Origin of the sequence: Candidatus Leptofilum sp., assembly GCF_965223285.1 — a bacterium.
Lineage (GTDB): Bacteria > Chloroflexota > Anaerolineae > Promineifilales > Promineifilaceae > Leptofilum.
Window position 1 is genome coordinate 3,673,696 of sequence record NZ_OZ244997.1, and the last position, 19,406, is coordinate 3,693,101.

A 19,406-nucleotide genomic window follows, 5' to 3' on the forward strand; every position below is an offset into this window, starting at 1 on the left:
CAACATTTGCTGAAACACGGCAACCAGCAATGGTCAAACACCCAAGCAACAATAAAATAATTCGAGACCCCATGGGAGCAGTGTACCAGCTTGGGCATGCTTCGCCGTAACCAAACTTACGCCAACTTAATCCCCAAGATTAATGCCAGATTCGTTAAGGCGTTCATGCACCAGTGCCAGCAAGCGCGGGCGCATTTCTGCGCCCATGGCGTATTTAGCTTTGGCTACCAGCGTTAGCTCTGTTTGCTGCCCAATAGCCCCGGATTGACTGATGATTTGCCACGGCTCCAGCAAGTTTGGCAGCAGCAAGGTCGCTTCCTTGCCTAGTGCTTCTAAAATGGGCAAGGCTCGGCTCAAATCGTCCGCATCCAGCTTGATGGTGACGGTGGCGGGGGAAAAGCTGCCGCGGCTGTAGTTACGCACAATGCGGATTTCGCCATTTGGCACCACAAATAGCTCGCCGCTGCCGGCGCGCAGCGTTGTGGTTCGCAAATTGACGGATTCCACGACGCCTTCATTACCCAAGATGTCTACTTTTTCGCCCACGTCAAAGGTGTCTTCAAACAAAAAGCCAATGCCGGTGAGGAAATCACTCACCAACGGCCGTGCGCCCAAACCAAACGCCGCCGCAAACAAGCCCACCATCCAAATTAGCGTCTCGCCCCCCACAAACATATTGAGACTGAGCAAAACGGCCGTTACCATCGCTAGAAACGTAATGGCACTCCCAACCAAACTGGTGAGCGTCTTCTGCCGATCGGGGCGCAATTTGCGCCGCTTGCTGGCCAGGCTGCGAATACGCAGCAGCCGCCGAGCAATCCGCCCAGACAGGCGATGAATCAAGTACGCCACTAAAAAATAGATAGCTATTCGCACCAAATAGCTCGACCAACTGCCAGAAACCCAAAAAGCAATAAACTGTTCCCACATAGCTGCCTCCAGACACTGATTCTACCACCCACTGTTCTTCATCTGAGGGTGTAATGAAAAGTTGTGTAATGGAAGCAAGAAGCAGAAAATGGGGGGATGAAAAAAGAACTCGATGAAATGCTCAACAGATTGAACCAGTGGGAAGCAGAGAACAAAGATGCCAATTTGACACAAATGGAAGAAGCGATTGATGCTGAGTTAGCTGGAATTAGGCAGCAATTGCTCGCACAAATGGCCAGAGAAGGGAAGGCGGCTAGGGTGGACTGTCCAAACTGCGACCAGCCAATGATGAAAAACGGGAAGAAAACGCGAACGTTACGAACCAAAAACGGCGACAAAGTCACAATTGAAAGGGAGCAAATGAGGTGTCATGAATGTGGGATGACACTTTTTCCCCCTGGATGAAAAACTCAGGTTGCTGAGAGGCGCGTATACGCCGCAAGTGCAAGAGGCCGTAACCCGATTAGGTAGCCGGCTACCCTATGCAGAAGCCCAAGAAGAGTTAGAAATGATGTGGGGCCTCGACATCTCCGTAGCAACCGTACGAGAAATCACGCTGCGAAACGGCCGTCTAGCAGATGAGCTAATTGAAATAGAAAAAGAACATCTGGAAAAGACAGCCCCCAAAGCAATAGCCAAACCAAAGCAACTCATTGTAAGTGCAGATGGGGCAATGGTACAGCTAAGAAATGGCGAATGGCGCGAAGTAAAAACGGTTGCCTTCGGTGAATTTGAGACTATCTGGGATGCTAAAAAACAAGAAGTCGTGACCAAAACAGGCAAGATAAGCTACTTCTCAAGTGCAGATAAGGCAGAGTTGTTTAGCGACAAGGCAATTGTCGAGTGGCAGCGACGGGGTGGGGAGAATGCTGAAAAAGTTGTCGCGGTTAATGATGGTGCTGTCTGGATACAGGGCTTCATCGACTATCATTGCCCCACAGCGACACGCGTGATTGATTTTGCCCATGCCCAAGGGTATATCGCCACGATTGGCAAAGCCCTGTATGGGGCAGAAAGTGACCGTTTCCAACAATGGTATCCCCAGATGTCTAAACAGTTAGGCACAAAAGCACCCCAACGAACGCTGAATGAATTGCGTTTCCTATGGACACAAAACCAAGCCCACCCAGCAGCGGATGAAATAGAAGCAGCGATTCGTTATCTTGAGCGACGTCAAACGATGATAGATTATCCACATTTCAGAAAAAACGGAATTCCCATTGGATCTGGGATAGTAGAGTCTGGGCATAAGGTGGTGATGCAACGACGGATGAAACAGGCTGGGATGCGCTGGGCGGATGAAAACCTCAATCCGATGCTTGCCTTGCGCATGGCAATCTGTAACAAGTGCTGGCGTGCTTCTTGGCAAGCGATTCAGGCTCATTTTCTGGCTACAAAACAGGCGCACCGTCTGCTGGAGAAGGCAGAAGCTCCGCAATCTCAGCTTGTTACTGAAGCAGATGTTGAGAATTTAGAGAAGCTGGCGGATAGGATACCTAGGCGTTCACAAAAGAGGCAGCCGTGGCAAGACCATCGGTGGATTTTTCCTCACAGAGCACGGCCGTTACACAAAATCTAATTACACCCTTCATCTGAAAACGGATTGACGAATTGTCTAGCGTGTGCTAACCTGTTAGCAATTCATTCAGGAAATTTATGATGATAAACATTTGGGTTGCTCAACGATTACGAAATGAACTGCGGCACTTACTTGGTAGCCGTGTTTGTTGCGTTGCTGGGGCAACCTCATCGGTCGAATGAATTAAGAAATCCAATTTCTAAACGTTTCAGGCCACAGGTGCTTCAGCCCTGTGGCCTTTTTCTTTTCGTACAGCCACAGGAGACCCTGTGGTTTTTTGTTTCACCAACTGCACAAACCGGCTCAGAAATTTAACGATTTGTGGAGGAAACTGTGAAACAGAAAAATTTAACAATCAAAAACCATAGCCCTCCCAACAAGCGGGAAGCACCGACAAGTTGGGACGATGTTGCCGCCTGGTATGATGGCTGGATGGGGCAAAAGGGTGGCGATTATCATCGCCAAATTGCGATTCCTGCATTGCTGCGCCTGCTAAACCCTCAAAAAAGGGAAACTGTACTAGATATTGGCGCGGGACAAGGTGTATTGGCACCGTATTTGCAGAAAGTTGGCATGGAATACGTAGGCATCGAGGCTAGCCCAAAGCTGGTTAGCCGGGCTAAAAAGCGGCATTGCCAGGCGCGGTTTATGCATGGTGATGCCCGCGCCCTGGCCAAGATTGCGGGTGTGAAGCAAGGTGGGTTTGATACGGCCGTCTTCCTGCTCAGTATTCAAGATATGGATCCGCTGGACGTGGTGTTGCAAAACGCTTCTTGGGCATTGAAGGCTGGCGGGCGGTTGGTGATTCTAATGACCCATCCCTGCTTCCGCATTCCCCGGCAAAGCGGCTGGGGCTGGGACAAACGGCGCAAGCTGCGCTTCCGGCGTATAGACAGCTACCTAACGACGCTGCGCGTGCCGTTGCAGCCTAAAAAGCAAGGCAAGCGCAGCGGCCAAACCTGCAGTTTTCATCGGCCGCTGCAGGCTTACATTAATGGACTAGCAGACAATGGGCTATTTGTAGAACGTATTCAAGAAATTCCGGTAAAGAATGTGGCAGAGTTGGCAAACGGCCGTCTCAAAGCAGATAAACGAGCCAGCACCGAAATACCGTTGTTTTTGGGCATCCGCGCCCGAAAAATTGAGAGGACTGGCAGTCCTTAGTTTTGAAAGTAGCAATAATACCAGCAGGACTGCCAGTCCTGACAAAGCAAGAAGATTATCATGAAAACAAAGATGGTCATTACCCAAAATTGGAGCCTCTTATTGTTACCATGCCCGGCAGCAGCGTCGGTTCTTGCCGATTGAGCAGCGCGTCCCTGAGTGCCCTGCGGCTGTCGGGCAGTTTCAGGGTGACTCAGGTTTTCTTTTTTAAATAAGCAAGTGAACTACTACAATCAATAAGAGGCTAAAAATGACAAAGCAAACAAAATACAACCCACACGCCGTCGAGGAAAAGTGGCGACCCATTTGGGAGGGCCAAAATCTGTACCAAGCATGGAATGACCCCGACAAATCAGACATCTACGTGCTGGATTTCTTTCCGTACCCGTCCGGGGCCGGGCTCTCTGTGGGGCACGCCCGCAACTACGTGCCCACCTGCATCATAAGCCGCTACAAGCGGATGCGCGGCTACAACGTGCTGCACCCAATGGGCTGGGACGCCTTCGGCCTGCCCGCCGAAAATTACGCTATCAAGCACAACATTCACCCCAGCGAAAGCACCAAACTGTTCGCCGACACCTATCGGCGGCAGATGCAAGCGATGGAATGCAGCTACGACTGGTCGCGCGAGATCAACTCCACCTTTCCCGGTTATTACAAATGGACACAGTGGTTTTTCCTGCTGCTGCACAAGCGTGGGCTGGCGTATCGGGCGCAGGGCAGTCAATGGTGGTGTCCCTCCTGCCAAACCATCCTGGCCAACGAGCAGGTGGAGCAAGGGCTGTGCTGGCGCTGCGATAGCGAAGTGACCAAGAAAGAGCTGGCACAATGGTATTTCAAAATTACCGAGTACGCCGAGCGGCTGATTGCTGATCTGGACACGGTAAACTGGCCTGAAAACGTAAAAACGATGCAGTGCAACTGGATCGGCCGTTCCGAAGGCACCGAAGTTGTTTTTAAGATTAATCCGCAGATTACACAGATTTCGCAGATTAAAAACTCCAAATCCATAAAATCCGCGAAATCCGTGGCTAAAAATTTTGAAATAAAAACCTTCACGACGCGGGTGGATACGCTGTTTGGGGTGACGTTTATTGCCATTGCGCCGGAGCATCCGCTGGTGGAGCAGATTGTGGTGGATGGGCAGGCTGCGACCGTTTCCCACTATATCGAGCAAGCCAAGCGCAAATCAGACATTGAGCGTACCTCATCTGAAAAAGTGCAGACGGGCGTCTTTACCGGCAGTTACGCCACCCATCCGCTGACGGGCGAACCGGTGCCAATTTGGGTGGCCGATTACGTACTGCCTAGCTATGGCAGCGGCGCGGTGATGGGCGTACCTGCCCACGACAGCCGCGATTACGTTTTCGCCCAAAAATACAATCTGCCCATCATGCCTGTGATTGTGCCAGAAGATGATATGGAGGTGGAAGGCTGCTTTACGGGCTACGGCCGTCTCATCAACTCGGCACAATTCACAGGGCAATCTTCTCAAGAAGCGATTGCGGCGATTACGACCGAACTGGAAACCCAGGGCAAAGGCCAGCCACAAGTTACCTACAAACTGCGCGACTGGCTGATTTCGCGGCAGCGGTATTGGGGCGCACCTATTCCCATCATCCACTGCCCAGAGTGCGGCCCGGTGCCAGTGCCAGAAGACGATCTGCCTGTGCAGCTGCCTGAGACAGACAATTTTGCCCCGACGGGAGACGGCCGTTCCCCATTGGCACACATTCACGACTGGGTAAACACAAGCTGCCCAGCCTGTGGCAGCCCCGCCCAGCGCGAAACCGACACGATGGACGGCTTTGCCTGCTCCTCCTGGTACTTTCTGCGCTTTGCCAACCCGCATTACGAGGAAGGGCCGTTCGACCCGGAGGCGGTACGCCGCTGGCTGCCGGTGGACATCTACGTGGGTGGCACGGAACATGCCGTGCTGCACCTGCTGTATGCCCGCTTCTGGACAAAAGTGATGGCCGACGCAGGGCTGATCGACTTTATTGAACCGTTTACCATGCTGCGGAACCAGGGCGTACTGACGTCGCCGCTAGACGGCCGTCGCATGTCCAAGTCGAAGGGCAACGTGATTACCCCTGATGAAGTCATCGCCAAACACGGCACCGACGCGCTGCGGCTGAACATCGTCTTCCTGGGACCGTTCGATGCCGACGTCATCTGGGATGAGGCGGGCATTCGCGGCATGACGCGCTTTGTAGAGCGGTTTTGGACGCTGGCGAAGGAAAAGGCTCAAGTCAAGGTGCGATCTGTGGTCGGGCAAAGGCGCGGAGATACAAACGCAGAGGCAGATTTTGCACGGGCGCGGCACAAGATTGTGAAGCGAATCACGCAGGAAATGGAGGATTTTCGGTTTAATACGGCCGTTGCTGGCTTGATGGAATATCTAAATACCCTGTACGAGGTGCGTGAACAACCGATTGGCGCGGAAGCATGGCGGGAGGCTATTGGCACGATGGCGCGGCTGCTGGCTCCCATCGCCCCGTTCATCACGGAGGAAGTGTGGCAAACGGTGCTGGGTCACGCCGAATCCGTCCATCTGCAACCCTGGCCCAGCTACAATGAAGCGATGACGCTGGACAGTGAAATCACGATTGTGGTGCAGGTGAATGGCAAGGTGCGCGACCGAATGACGGTGGCGGTTGATATGCCTGTGGCTTTGGTGAAGGAAACGGCCGTTGCTCAACCCAACGTCCAAAATCACATCAACGGCCAACCAATCCGCAAAATTATCGTGGTGCCGCAGAAGCTGGTAAATATTGTGGTGTGAAAAAGCATGGGTCCAATCGTTGAAGATTGGACCCATTTGCGTGAAAGTTTAAGGGATGCAGAGGGTTTGCCCGGCGTAGATGTAGTTGAGGTTATAAATGCCGTTGGCCTCGGCAATTCTGTAAGGACTCAGACCGTACCAAATGCCCAAGTTAATCAGATTATCCCCGTAGCGCACGGTGTGATAATAGCGACAATAATGCTGCGGCGGGGGTGCTGGCACCGGATGATGGTCGTGCGGAATGAAAATCACAGTTCCGTAATAAATCAGGTTGGGGTTCACAATGTGGGGATTGGCAATAAGCAAATCGTGCACGGTCACACCATAGTTGTAGGCAATGAGCGACAAGGTTTCACCATAGCGCACGGTATGGTAAACGCCACTGCTGCTTTCTGTGGGTGCTGCCTGGGCAGTGGAAACTGTTACGGCAAACAGCAAAGTAAAAAAGAGTAGCAAGATAGCAATTCTGCGCAACGAAGAAGACATACCTTTTCTCATGAGAAGACCTCCTGGGGGTGCCGGGAGCAGGTTAGAAGTCAATGGGTAACCTGCTGTAAAATTAACATAAAACCCTAGTGGCACTATAGCATATTCTTCCCTCGGCTGGCAATATGCGAAATAAAAAGCACCTTGAACAAATAAGTCCAAAATGCTTTCTCTCGCTAGGGCTGGTCCCTTATAAAATAAAAGGGGTTACGTTTGTCATTCCCCCGCGGACGGGAATCCACTCCCTTAACAAAATAGATGCCTGCCTGCGCAGAGCCTGCCCCCGCGAAGTCGCGGGACATGACAATCAGGCTTAGTTGTTAAATAGGGGCAACTCTTTTCTCAAATGGGGCAATCAAACGCGGGTGATGTACTCACGCGATTCCGTGTTTACCCGAATCGTGTCGCCGACGTTTACAAATAACGGTGTTTTCACCTTCAAACCCGTGCTGGTGATCACTTCCTTGGTCGCACCTGTGGCCGTGTCGCCAGCTACTGCATTTTCCGCTTCCACGATTTCAAAATCCATCGTTTTGGGCAAGTTGTAATCCAGCACTTCGCCTTCATACATCAGTAGCTCCAGCTCCATGTTGTCCAGCAAAAACGCTTTGTCATCTTCCATAACATGATGATTCACCTGCTTTTGCTCGTAGGTGCCGGTGTTCATAAACACATAAAACGTGCCGTCGTCATACAAATATTGGAAGGTTTGCTTGTCTAGCCGAATATCTTCCACACGATCGCCCGAAGTGAAGGTAAGCTGGAAGTTGGAACCTGAGCGCAGATCGCGCACGCTGACGCGAATGGTGGCCTTGCCGCGACCTGGCTTGCTGTGACTATATTCCGTTACTTTATAAAGATTTCCGTCCTGGGTAAAGCTCACCCCGCGACGTAGCTGATTGACATCGATCATGATTGGTTGCTCCTGAAAAAATTTTTGCGGTTAGTAGCTAGTTGTTGGTGGTTAGTAAATGAACCAGCTACTAACCACCAGCCGCTACTTCTCTTAATTTCTCGACTGCGGAGTTTATCATAAACAATCTGGCGTGGGTAATTTGCCTAGGGCTGTTTCAAAGTCGGCAGTCGCAAAAAAGGTGAAATTGCAGCATAGTTTCCAAAATCCCTGCAAGGAGCGGAAACATGCAAATTACAATTCCACCTCTAGTCACCATTTTCGACCCGATAGCCGATTGGCGCAAGCCGCGCGGCAAGCGATATAGTTTGATTAGTCTGTTCAATTTTATCGTGCTGGCTATGCTCTGTGGCAAAACAAGTGCTCGGGGCATGGCAAGATGGGGCAAATATATGCCAGCAGGGCGCAAATCGCGCCTAGGTATCAAGCCACACCATCACCCATCGGCCGCTATGTTGTGTCGCGTATTCTGGCAGATAAAACCAGAAGCCCTTGAAGCCAGTATTCAAGCATGGGTGCATCAAGTCCATCAAGAATTAGTCGCAGCAGGCATTGCTCGGGGCATTGCTATCGATGGCAAAAGCATTCGACGCGCCGCTTCATTGGGCAGCCCCAATGCTTTCCTTGTTTCGGCTGTGTGTCATCAGTTACGCATTGTGCTTACTCAAGCAGCGGTAGAAGACAAAACCAATGAAATCAGCTGTGTCCCCCCTTTACTTGAGCGATTGCTGCTGAAGGGATTGGTCATTACGGTGGATGCATTGCTCACTCAAAGAGCGATTGTGCGTCAGATTCGACAAGCTGGGGGTCATTATTTGATGTATGTCAAAGGCAATCATCCCCGCTTGCTTTGGTCGTTGGAAGCACGGTTTGCCCAGCCACAGCCCAGAAACGAGCCTCCATTTCTTTATTACAAAAGCGTCAACAAGGGACACGGCCGTCTGGAAATTCGTGAGCTATGGAGTGCACCGACTAACAATGCCTATCCGCACTGGCCTGATGTGGCTCAGGTTTTTCATCTCAAGCGGAAGCGATGGGTACTCAAACCTAACAAATACAGTGAATCCTATGTCTATGGGATAACCTCTTTGCCCCAAGCTGAGGCAAAACCTGCTGACCTTATTGCCATTACCCGAGACCACTGGGCAGCCATTGAAAATGGTCTTCATTGGGTGCGGGATGTGGTCATGGGTGAGGATGCTTGTTCAACTTGCAAGCCGGGTGCCCCGCAAGTTCGGGCTGCTTTTCGCAATATCGTTATTAACCTTGCTCGTCTAGCTGGTTTTGCTTCCGTTTCTGAGGCCATTGATGCCTTTTCGGCTGACCCTACCAGAGCATTAGACATTCTTCGACTTTGAAACAGCCCTACAATCTGGCGTGGGTAATTTGCCGATTAATTTCAGCAAACTGGGCTTGCGTCTTTTTTCGTCTTTTGAGTACAATGCGGCTGTTATGGAGCAGCTCAACATCGAAACCCCAGAAACCCAAATTTTATGCCACCAATGTGCGGCCGTTCTCCTCGTCGAACAAGGTTCCCAATTTGTAACCTGTGAATTTTGTGGTGCGACCAATTTTGTAGATAAAAGCGGTGCGGTGCTGCATTATGCGGTGCGGGCTACAGTGGATGAAACGGCCGCTGCTGCCGCTGTCCGTCGCTGGATGGGTGGCAATAACACAGTGAAGGATTTGGACAAGAAGGCGGTTTTGGAACGGCCGTCCTTCCAGATGTTCCCGATGTGGCTGGTGCGGGTGGACGTGAACGGGCAGGAAAAAGTGGTGCTGGAGCCCGCCGCTGCCCTCTCTGTGTTGGAAATCACCGAACTCAGCATCCCCGCCTCTGACCTGGAACCGTATGACCACACGATGGACGGGGATGCGATTACCCCCACCGTGCCGCTGGCAACAGTTCGCAAATGGCTGGCGGAGAATCAAAAGATTGCGGCTGGGCAAATTAAAGAAAGTTCGCTGGTACACCTGCCCCTGTTCATTTTTAAGTATACATTTGATGGACGCGGGTATACGGCCGTTGTCGATGCCGCCAGCAGCCAGGTATTTGCCAGTATTTACCCATCCAAGCGCGAAGTGCCCTACGTCGCCATCGGTTCCATCGGCTGTGCGCTTTACTTTTGCGCTGCGCTCATTCCAGCCATTAGCTTTTTCTCGTTCGACGTCAGCCTGATTTTTGGCATTGTAGGCTACATTGTTGTCGCCATTGTGCTGGCCGTGCCTATTTTTGGCATCGCTGCCTACATTTCTGCCCGCGTGTAAAATCCCGTAGAGACGTTGCAATGCAACGTCTCTACCCACATCATAAAACATGACACAATCAACTAACAAAACCCAAGGACTTACCTGCCCAGAATGCAGCGGCGTCGTACCCATTGCCGAAGGGGATCGCATTGTGGAATGCCCCTTTTGCCACACCCACTCGCTGGTGCAGGGCGAGCGGGGCGTGCGCCGCTGGCAAGTTTCTCAAACTGTCGAGCGCGAACGCGCCCTGCAAACCGTCGGCAACTTTTTTCGGGGCATGAAAAAAGCCCGCGACCTGGCCAAAGAAGCCCAAATCAAAGACACATTTTTGGTTTACTTGCCCTACTGGCGGGTGGAATCATTTGTAGCGGGCTGGATGTTTGGCCGAGTCAAATCTGGCAAGGACAGCACCCGTCCCATTGAGGTACAAATTAACGAGATAATGCACTGGAATGATGCGGCCGTTGACGTGGCCGAATACGGCGTGCATCGGGTAGCCATCTCCAAAGAGCAGCTACAACCATACGACAGCGACCAACTGCACGCCGAGGCGATGGTGTTCGAGCCGTCAGAATCCCACACCGATGCGCTGGATGAAGCGGGGCGGCACTTTACACATCGGGGACGACAAAAACGGAGCCTCCGCACCAAATTTTTTGAGAAGTTTCACTTTTTGCGCCAGCGTTTGGCCATTGTTTATTATCCACTTTGGGTTTCTCGTTACGAATATCACAAGCGCAATTACCAGGTGGTGGTGGATGGCGTGAACGGCAACATTTTGTACGGCAAAGCCCCCGGCAACATCTTTTACCGCGCGGCCGCATTGGTGGGCGGATTGGCCATCGGCAACCTCATTTTGATCAATGGCACCTGGCTGGCGGGCTTACTCGTCAGCAACAGCGACGATGGGGATGGTGCTTTGCTGGTGCTGCTGCCCATTGCCCTGGGGCTGGGGCTAATTGCCGCTGGCTACCGCGCCTTCCGCTATGGCGAAGAGGTGGAAGAAATTCAAAAAGGGGCGCGCAAGGCGACTTTGGCGGGTGAATCAGACAGCGGGAACTTTATCTCTGCCATCACGGGCGGCATGGTGGGCGGTGATGACGACATTCAAGCCGTCATGCGCTCTGGCATGAGCGTGTTGGAAGATTTGTCTGGAGGGAAGCGATGAAGCTGCTGGCCTTGCGCTGCCCTAGCTGCGCCCAAGCCCTCAAGCCGCAAAATCCAGAGGTGGTGGTGTTAGGGTGTGGCAATTGCAGCACGGCCGTTTCCCTCAGTGACACTGGTTTAGACACCATCGCCCTCCAATTTGCTGCCCCCGCAGTAGAAACGTTTGATGCTTGGCTGCCGCTGTGGGTGTTTAACGGCCGTGTCAACATCACCAATCGCCAAACCCAGGGGCGCAACAAAGAAGCCCAACAGCATTCCGAGCAGCTCTGGGGCTATCCGCGCCGCCTCTACGTCCCTGCCTGGGAGCTGCCCACCGAAACCGCCAGCCAGCTAGGCGGCGATTTGGTGCAGCACCAGCCCACCTTCCAGCGCACGAGCCAGCCAGATACGTTCAGCCTCGTCGAAGCCGTCATCACCCCAGACGATGCGCTCAAGCTGCTGGAATTTGTGGTGCTAAACGTGGAAGCCGCCCGCAAAGATTGGCTCAAAGAGCTACAGTTCAGTATCGAAGCCGCCAAGCCCCAGCTGTGGGCCATCCCTGCCTTGCAAGCTGGCAGCGGCTGGCAAATGCAGCCAGCCTTAAAGTAGCCGCGCTTTCTTAGCGCGTAAAATGCCCACAATATTTTTCAAGGAGACTAAAACATGAAGACAATCATTCACACCGATGACGCGCCCAAAGCTGTAGGCCCCTATTCACAGGCAGTGCGCACCGGGAATTTACTGTTTACCGCTGGGCAAGTGGCCATCGATCCTGCCATCGGCAAGATGATCGAAGGCGACATCATCGCCCAGACGGAGCGGGTGATGCAGAACTTACAGGCAGTGTTGGCAGCGGCAGGCACCAGCTTTGACCACGTAGTGAAAACGACGGTGTTTTTGGCCGACATGGCGGATTATGCGGGGATGAATGAGGTATACGGCCGTTACATTGGCAACAATCCCCCCGCCCGCTCCGCTTTTGCCGTGCGTGGTCTGCCTTTAGGTGCCAAAGTCGAAATCGAGATGGTTGTCGAAATACCTGATGCCTAATGAAACGATTCTCGTCGTGGATGACGAGGCCAACATCCGCGATTTGGCTCGACTCTACCTGGAAAAAGACGGCTACAAGGTCATTCTGGCACAAAATGGAGCCCAGGCGTTAAACCTGGTCAAGGAAAACGAACTGGCTCTGATGGTGCTAGATTTGATGCTGCCAGAGGTAGACGGCTGGGAAGTGTGCCGCCGCGTCCGCACCGATAGTAATCTGCCTATCCTCATGCTCACCGCCCGCGACGACGATATTGACAAAATAGTAGGGCTGGAGATGGGCGCGGATGATTATCTGACAAAGCCATTCAATCCCCGTGAGCTAGTTGCCCGCGTACGCGCAATCTTGCGCCGCACCACCGATTCCGCCAACGGTAGCGACAACGACGACGTGCGCCAAATCGGAACCGTATCCATAGACCCCAAAAGCCGCGAGGTGATGGCAGGCGACACCCGCGTCGCGCTCCGTACCAAAGAGTTTGACCTATTGCTCACACTGGCAGATCATCCCAACATCGTGCTATCGCGGGAGCAGTTGCTGGATTTAGTCTGGGGCTACGATTTTTACGGCCAAACCCGCACGGTGGACGTGCATATCGCCCATTTGCGGGATAAATTGGGTGACAACGTTACTATCGAAACAGTTTGGGGGATGGGCTACAAGCTGGTAACGGCATGATCATTTTTGATACAGACATGAGCCTGGGCACGCCCAGAGCTGAAATTGACGACGGGGCAGCCCTCATTTTTTTGCTGCGGGCGATGGGGGAACGGGTAACGGCCGTTACCATCACACACGGGAACACAACTCTAGAAAACGCAATTCACAACAGCCGCCGCCTGCTGGCCTATCTGGAGCGATCCGATTTACCGCTGGGGCGCGGCGCAGCGCACGGCCTCATCGAAGAAAAAGCGTGGTTTACCGACTGGCAAGCGGGGTACGGCGAAACCCTACCCTGGCCAGACCAATCCCCGCTGCCGCTGGCCGCTAATCTCATCATCGAGACCGTTCGCGCTAATCCAGGGCAAATCACGCTCATAGCCGTTGGCCCGCTCACCAATCTGGCACTCGCCGTGCGGCTGGCGCCAGACATTGTGCCGCTGGTGCGCCAGGTGGTAACAATGGGCGGCTCACTGGCAGACAATCCAGAACCAGAGTTCAACGCTCGCTGCGATCCAGAAGCGGCGCACATTGTGCTAAACGCAGGCTGGCCGCTGCGGCTCATCGGCCTGGAAATTACCAGCCAAGTGCCATTTTCCCGCGCCGCCTTTGCCAGCTTGCCAGATGACGATCCGGCGCTCAAGCTGCTAAAAACGCAGGCGGATGGATGGATTGACCGGGTAGAAAGCATGGGCTGGGGCAACAATGATTGTTCCCTGCACGATGCGCTGGCAGTGGCGGCCGTTTTAGATGAGCGTCTGTTTGAGTGGCAGGAAACGGCCGTTTCCGTCACGCTCCATCCCCAAAACCAACGGGGCATTACCCGCGCCGTGCCGCAAAAGGGTAGTTTGGTGGAAACGGCCGTGTCCGTTGACGCAGATCGCTGCCGTGAATTGATTTGGTCTTACATTGCCAGGTGAAAAAATGGAAAATGAACCTATCCCAACAAAAAAGCTAACTGAGACAACAGTAGAACTTTCATGGGAAGCGTGGTTAGCAGCTAACGATTTGTTAGCCAAAGAGATACTGGCCGAACGAGATGGTCGCCTCATAGATATTGATGAGGTTTGGAAGGGCTTTCTGGAAGATCGTGAAAAGCGGATAGACCAGATTCTTGGTTCTAGAAAAGAGTAACCTGAAAGTGTCGAAACGGTATCTCATCCCGGCAAAAGAGGCGAGGGCGGAAATTGAGGTGAAGAAGTCAAGGTTTGTGGCTACGGCCGTACCCGCCTTCACCGTCGAGGAAGCCAGAGCGTTTATTGGCCGTATCAAAACCGAATTTAGCGACGCCAGCCACAACGTGCCCGCCTTTTTAATTGGTCACGGCACCATCGTCACCGCCCACAGCAGCGACGATGGTGAGCCGTCCGGCACGGCAGGGCGGCCAATTTTGGCGGTGCTGCAAGGCAGCGGCCTTGGGGACATTGCCGTCGTGGTGACGCGCTACTTTGGCGGCACCAAGCTGGGTACTGGTGGGCTGGTACGTGCTTACGGGGATGCCACCAAAGCGGTGCTAGATGTTCTGCCCCGCGCCGAGAAGGTGCCGACGCACACCACCCTGCTGGTGCTGCCCTACAGTTTGCTAGAGCAGGTAAGATTGTTGGTGGGGGATTGGAACGGCCGTATCCTAAATGAAGAATTCGCTGCCGACATCACCATGACCTTGCAGTTCACTATCCCCAAATTCCCCGGCTTTCAGGATGCTCTCCGCGAGCTTTCACACGGCACCCTCGCTGCCGAAATCATCGAAACCAACGAAAACAGCATCATGCCCCTCGGCACATTTGACAAAGAAGCCGATTAAAATGTCACCAAAATGGCACGTTAGTCACCTTGACTAGGTGCGTGAAAAAAGTGTAAACTGCCAACACGTTACGAATGGCCATTTCGCGAACGGTTTATTAAAAAGTTTCATCAAGTCAGAAAGGAGGTTCTATCGTTTTGGAATACCTTACAGAAACCCACTGGCTGGCTGGAAACTGCACCAAATAGGGCTGTTTGCAGTAAATGCACAAGCCAACACAACTAGTGAAAAATGGTTACGGCCGTTTCTAGTTAGCCACTATTTTATTAACTCACACAAAGTAAATACCAAGCGAGTCTGAATTACAGGCTCGCTTTTTTGTTTTGTAGCCGCGGTTTCTTACCGCGTAGCAAAGTAAATTCGCGGAAAGAATCCGCGGCTACTTGAGAGCTGCGCGTAGCACCTCAGCCGGATGCAGCACCTGGCGACCTGCGCCGTGTTTGATTTGTTGGCGGCAGCTCACGCCGGGGGCCACCAAAATCGTATCCGGGGCGGCAGCGCGCATGGCGGGCAGCAAACGACGCTCCGCCATTATTAGCGAGATGTCGTAATGCTCCGCCTGGTAGCCAAAAGAGCCAGCCATGCCACAGCAGCTGCTGTCTACTTCCTCCAGCGTGTAGTTGGGCGGCAGCGTTAGGGCACGGTGAGCTGGCTTGGTGCCGATAAGCGCCTTTTGGTGGCAATGGCCGTGCAGGACCAGATGGCGTGCCTCATCCGTGAAATTCAGGTTTAAATTCCCGTTATCTGCTAATTCAGCAATAAACGCTTCAAAACTGCGGCTCTGCTTGGCAACCAACGCCACGCGCTTGTCGTTGGGCAGCAGCGATTCGTAATCATCCATGATGGCGGAGAGGTCACTGGGTTCCAGGAAGATGATGGGCAACCCCTGTTCAGCCAGCGGCGCGAGATGATCCAGCACCGTTATGGCAATGGCGCGGGCTTTGTTAACCAGACCTTTAGAGAAAGACGGCCGTCCGCAATCCATCACCCCCGGCAAAACCACCTCAAATCCGGATGCTTCCAGCACCTCCGTGGCGGCAATGGCAATGTGCGGATAGTTGTAGGTGGAAAAGGTATCATTAAACAGTACCACCTTCTGAAGGGGTACATCGTGATGCGCCCCTACCGGGGTGTGCTTATGGAACCAATCTGTAAATGATTGCCTGGCAAATTTCGGCAGGCTGCGTTTGGCCGAAATGCCCAATGTGCGCTCCAGCCCCTGGCGAATGAGGCCGTTGCCCAACGTCCAGTTTGCCAACGGAGCCATCGAGCCACTGCCCAGGCGACTAAGCGGCGTGATGCTAGCAAACAGTTTATCGCGCAGGGGCGTGCCGTGGGCGTCGTGGTACTGCGCCAGGAACTCCGTCTTGATTTTGGCCATGTCCACCGAGGACGGACATTCCGCTTTGCACGCCTTGCAGCTAACGCACAGCGCCATCACCTGGTACATGCGCTCGCTGGTGAACTCACTGGAGGGCAAGGTGCCGCTCATGGCGGCGCGGAGGGCGTTGGCGCGGCCGCGCGTGGCGTGTTCTTCCTCGCGGGTAGCCATGAAGCTGGGGCACATGGTGCCGGTGGTGCGCTTGCGGCAAATCCCGGCTCCGTTGCACATTTCTACGGCGCGATCAAAGCCATGATCGCTGCTGAAATCCAGATGGGGGATGATAGGGATCACTTGGTAGCTTTCGCCATAGCGCAGATTTTCCGTCATCGGGCCAGCGTTGACGATGGTGTCGGGGTTGAGAATGTTGTGCGGATCGAAAATTTGCTTCACCTGCTGGTAGAGGCGGTACAAATCGGGGCCGAAGAACTTCTCGTTGAGCCAGCTTCGCGCCCGGCCGTCACCGTGTTCGCTAGAGAAAGAGCCACCGTAGCCGCGCAGCAAATCCACCGAGAACTCTGTGATGGCAGGCAGCTTGGCGACTTCTTTGGCCGTTTTTGTGTTGATGAGCGGCCGTATGTGGATGCACCCCGCACTGGCGTGGGCGTAGTAAGCCACGTCGGTGCCGATGTCGTTGCAGAACTGCTCCACTTTGGTGACGTATTCTGAGAGATGCTCGACAGGAACGGCCGCATCTTCAATGAACGGTATCGGTTTGTGGTCACCTTTTATGCTCATCATCAGCCCCAGGCCGACTTTGCGTACCGTCCAGACGTTGGTTTGCTGTTGGGGGGTGAGGGCGCGGGAAACGGCCGCAAAATTCACCATCTGCCCCTTGAGATGCCGCTCCAAATTGTCAATCTTCGACACAACTTCCGCCTCATTCTCCCCGTAAAATTCGGTGATGAGGACGCAGTTAGGTGTACCTTGGATGAAGGTGGCGAGCAGCCGGGCATACTCCGGCACGTCGCGGCACATGGTGAGACCCAGGTTGTCCAGCAGTTCCACGGCAGAGGGGCCAACTTCCAGCATGAGGGGAACGGCCGTTAACGCTTCCGGCAAGCTGTTGAAGTGAACAATGGCCAGGGCGGTGTGCTGAGACAGCGGCACCAAATTCAGCTTTAGCTCGGTGATAACACCCAGGCCACCCTCTGCGCCGCAGACGAGCTTGGCTAAGTTGAATCGGCCGTCATAGGGCCAGTGGTAGGTGGGACGGCCGTTTACCACCGGCACCAGTCTATCCAAATTGTAGCCGCCACAGCGCCGCCAGTGTCGCGGCGTACCGCTGCGGATAATTTCTTGGTTGGTTGGGTCTTGGGTGAGGGCAACTATCTGACGGTAGATGTCACCTTCGAGACCGCTTTTTTGCGTCTGTTGCAGAAGTACAGCCGATTCCAGCGACCCAAAATGAGTCAACGTGCCATCCGCCAGCAGCAGTTCCATCTCCAAAACGTGATCGGCCGTCATGCCGTACATAATTGAGTGGCTGCCGGTGGAGTTATTGGAGACGATGCCCCCCATTGCCGCCCGGTTGCTGCTGGCGGGGTCGGGGCCAAATTGGAGGCCGTATTTACGCAAATAAATGTTGAGCGCGTCCAGCACAATGCCCGGCTGTACCCGCACCCACCTCTCTTCCTGATTGACCTCCAACACCTTGTCCAGATGGCGCGTGAAATCCATCACCAAGGCGTGATTAACCGCCTGCCCGGCCAGGCTGCTGCCCCCGGTGCGCGGCAGCAGCGGCACCTGATGCTTGGCCGCCAGCTCTACCGCCGCCTGCACGTCATCCACCGTTTGCGGCAGGAGGACGGCGTGCGGCTTCACCTGGTAAATCGAGGCGTCGGTGCTGTACAGGATGCGGCTGTACTCATCCGTGCGAAGATCGCCGCTGGTGCGTTTGCCTAACTCGTTCAGGAAATCGAATAATGCTTCAGACACGGCCGTCCTCTCAGGAGATTACAAAAGTCTTCGAGACTTTTGTAATCTAGCAGCTATAAAATCTCTTTGAGGGTGGCGAGGAGGGTGGTGACGTTTTCTTTGCGGCTGTTGAAGCCCATGAGGCCAACGCGCCATACCTTGCCCGCCAGTTGGCCAAAACCACCCGCTACCTCAATGTTGTACTCGTTCAGCAGCCGCCCAGCGACGGCTTTGGCGTCCACGCCATCGGGAACGCTGACGGTAGTGAGGGCGGGGATGCGCAGGGCGGGGTCTTTGACATGGCAGCTCAACCCAATCGCTTCCAGGCCATCCCAGAACAGCTCGGCGTTGACCTGGTGGCGTGCCCAGCGTTCGTTTAGCCCTTCTTCCACGACGAGGCGCAGCCCTTCGCGCAAGGCATACATGCTGTTGATGGGGGCAGTATGATGGTAGCTGCGGGTACGGCCGTCCCAATAATTCGCCAGCGTCGTCATGTCCAGATACCAGTTGGGCACCTTGTCCTGCCGTCGGTCTAGCTTGGCGAGGGCGCGTTCGCTCAGGCTGAACGGCGAGGCTCCAGGCGGGCAGCTTAGACCCTTTTGGGAGCAACTGTAAGCGGCGTCCACGCCCCATTCATCCAAAAAGATGGGAGCGGTGGCTAGGCTGGTGACAGTGTCGATAAGGAGCAAGCAGTTATGCTGACGGCACAACTCGGCAATGCCCTCCATTGGCTGCAAGGCACCTGTAGAGGTTTCGGCGTGAACCAGGGCAAGGATGGCTGGTTTGTGTTCGTCCAGGGCAGATTTGATGTCGTCGAGGGCGAGAACTTCGCCCCACGGCCGTTCCACTCTTCTTACATCTGCGCCATACCGACCCGCCATATCCACTAGCCGCTCACCAAAGTAACCAATCACCCCCACCAGTACCACATCCCTCGGCTCGACGAGGTTGGCCAGCGTGGCTTCCATGGCTGCGCTGCCGGTGCCGCTGACAGGCAGCGTGAACGGATTGCTGGTTTGCCAGGTGTAGCGCAGCATCTCCTGAATTTCGTTCATCACGGCGATGAAGCTGGGGTCTAAATGCCCGACCTGCCGGTTGCTAATCGCTTGCAGCACGCGCGGATGGGCGTTGGAGGGGCCGGGGCCGAGCAGCAGACGCGGCGGCATATTCAACTGTCCGGTTTGCAGACGGTGGGTTTCGTTAACTTGATAGGTTTTCATGGCTCTTCCTTATGTGTTTTAGAGGAACAAGAATGGCAGGATCATACGTCGCCGAAGGGAATTTTTCAAGAGGATTCGCCACTGGTAGAGGTGCCTCCCCGTGTGCGCCCAAATTGGGCAGAC

Annotated in this window: 18 protein-coding genes; 13 read left to right on the top strand and 5 right to left on the bottom strand. The window is 53.9% G+C overall.

Going from position 1 to position 19,406, the window contains the following annotated elements:
* Positions 1 to 126: 126 nt before the first annotated feature.
* On the bottom strand, positions 127 to 930 hold the full coding sequence (locus tag ACOQPU_RS16565; RefSeq protein WP_420640938.1) for a mechanosensitive ion channel family protein: 804 nt from the start codon (positions 928 to 930) through the stop codon (positions 127 to 129).
* Between the two features lie 96 nt (positions 931 to 1,026).
* Here ACOQPU_RS16565 and ACOQPU_RS16570 point away from each other — a divergent pair, with 96 nt between their 5' ends.
* From ACOQPU_RS16570 to leuS, 4 genes are all read left to right on the top strand, one after another.
* Positions 1,027 to 1,335: a YgiT-type zinc finger protein gene (locus tag ACOQPU_RS16570; RefSeq protein ID WP_420640639.1), complete on the top strand. Its 309-nt coding sequence runs from the start codon at positions 1,027 to 1,029 to the stop codon at positions 1,333 to 1,335.
* 37 nt (positions 1,336 to 1,372) lie between these two features.
* Positions 1,373 to 2,509, top strand: a complete 1,137-nt coding sequence (locus ACOQPU_RS16575) for a hypothetical protein (protein WP_420640640.1) — start codon at positions 1,373 to 1,375, stop codon at positions 2,507 to 2,509.
* Positions 2,510 to 2,842: 333 nt separating this feature from the next.
* Positions 2,843 to 3,673, top strand: a complete 831-nt coding sequence (locus ACOQPU_RS16580; RefSeq protein ID WP_420640939.1) for a class I SAM-dependent methyltransferase — start codon at positions 2,843 to 2,845, stop codon at positions 3,671 to 3,673.
* Positions 3,674 to 3,923: 250 nt separating this feature from the next.
* Positions 3,924 to 6,458, top strand: a complete 2,535-nt coding sequence (leuS, locus tag ACOQPU_RS16585) for a leucine--tRNA ligase (protein ID WP_420640940.1) — start codon at positions 3,924 to 3,926, stop codon at positions 6,456 to 6,458.
* 48 nt (positions 6,459 to 6,506) lie between these two features.
* Here leuS and ACOQPU_RS16590 read toward each other — a convergent pair whose 3' ends face one another.
* Positions 6,507 to 6,944: a LysM peptidoglycan-binding domain-containing protein gene (locus ACOQPU_RS16590; RefSeq protein ID WP_420640941.1), complete on the bottom strand. Its 438-nt coding sequence runs from the start codon at positions 6,942 to 6,944 to the stop codon at positions 6,507 to 6,509.
* Positions 6,945 to 7,299: 355 nt separating this feature from the next.
* Positions 7,300 to 7,857, bottom strand: a complete 558-nt coding sequence (efp, locus tag ACOQPU_RS16595; RefSeq protein WP_420640942.1) for an elongation factor P — start codon at positions 7,855 to 7,857, stop codon at positions 7,300 to 7,302.
* A 227-nt stretch (positions 7,858 to 8,084) separates the two neighbouring features.
* Here efp and ACOQPU_RS16600 point away from each other — a divergent pair, with 227 nt between their 5' ends.
* The 9 genes from ACOQPU_RS16600 (at position 8,085) to ACOQPU_RS16640 (ending at position 14,765) form a co-directional block, all read left to right on the top strand.
* Positions 8,085 to 9,215 carry an ISAs1 family transposase gene (locus ACOQPU_RS16600; RefSeq protein ID WP_420640702.1) on the top strand — a complete coding sequence of 377 codons (1,131 nt, stop codon included), beginning with the start codon at positions 8,085 to 8,087 and terminating at the stop codon, positions 9,213 to 9,215.
* A 94-nt stretch (positions 9,216 to 9,309) separates the two neighbouring features.
* Positions 9,310 to 10,125: a hypothetical protein gene (locus ACOQPU_RS16605; RefSeq protein ID WP_420640943.1), complete on the top strand. Its 816-nt coding sequence runs from the start codon at positions 9,310 to 9,312 to the stop codon at positions 10,123 to 10,125.
* Between the two features lie 49 nt (positions 10,126 to 10,174).
* A complete protein-coding gene (locus ACOQPU_RS16610) occupies positions 10,175 to 11,275 on the top strand; it encodes a hypothetical protein (protein WP_420640944.1) in 1,101 nt (366 codons plus the stop codon).
* Entirely contained in the window at positions 11,272 to 11,862 is a 591-nt protein-coding gene (locus ACOQPU_RS16615) for a hypothetical protein (protein WP_420640945.1), read from the top strand. The genes ACOQPU_RS16610 and ACOQPU_RS16615 overlap by 4 nt, the downstream gene beginning before the upstream one ends.
* Positions 11,863 to 11,916: 54 nt before the next feature.
* The gene (locus tag ACOQPU_RS16620) at positions 11,917 to 12,303 is read left to right on the top strand and encodes a RidA family protein (RefSeq protein ID WP_420640946.1); all 387 of its coding nucleotides are present in this window, start codon (positions 11,917 to 11,919) and stop codon (positions 12,301 to 12,303) included.
* Positions 12,296 to 12,979 carry a response regulator transcription factor gene (locus tag ACOQPU_RS16625; protein WP_420640947.1) on the top strand — a complete coding sequence of 228 codons (684 nt, stop codon included), beginning with the start codon at positions 12,296 to 12,298 and terminating at the stop codon, positions 12,977 to 12,979. Before ACOQPU_RS16620 ends, ACOQPU_RS16625 begins: the two co-directional genes overlap by 8 nt.
* Entirely contained in the window at positions 12,976 to 13,881 is a 906-nt protein-coding gene (locus tag ACOQPU_RS16630) for a nucleoside hydrolase (protein WP_420640948.1), read from the top strand. Before ACOQPU_RS16625 ends, ACOQPU_RS16630 begins: the two co-directional genes overlap by 4 nt.
* 4 nt (positions 13,882 to 13,885) lie before the next feature.
* The gene (locus ACOQPU_RS16635) at positions 13,886 to 14,095 is read left to right on the top strand and encodes a hypothetical protein (RefSeq protein ID WP_420640949.1); all 210 of its coding nucleotides are present in this window, start codon (positions 13,886 to 13,888) and stop codon (positions 14,093 to 14,095) included.
* Positions 14,096 to 14,102: 7 nt separating this feature from the next.
* Entirely contained in the window at positions 14,103 to 14,765 is a 663-nt protein-coding gene (locus ACOQPU_RS16640) for a YigZ family protein (protein WP_420640950.1), read from the top strand.
* Between the two features lie 379 nt (positions 14,766 to 15,144).
* Here the strand turns inward: ACOQPU_RS16640 and ACOQPU_RS16645 are convergent, their stop codons facing one another.
* A complete protein-coding gene (locus ACOQPU_RS16645) occupies positions 15,145 to 18,084 on the bottom strand; it encodes an FAD-binding and (Fe-S)-binding domain-containing protein (RefSeq protein ID WP_420640951.1) in 2,940 nt (979 codons plus the stop codon).
* Between the two features lie 53 nt (positions 18,085 to 18,137).
* Positions 18,138 to 19,283 carry a pyridoxal-phosphate-dependent aminotransferase family protein gene (locus tag ACOQPU_RS16650; protein WP_420640952.1) on the bottom strand — a complete coding sequence of 382 codons (1,146 nt, stop codon included), beginning with the start codon at positions 19,281 to 19,283 and terminating at the stop codon, positions 18,138 to 18,140.
* Positions 19,284 to 19,406: the final 123 nt, after the last annotated feature.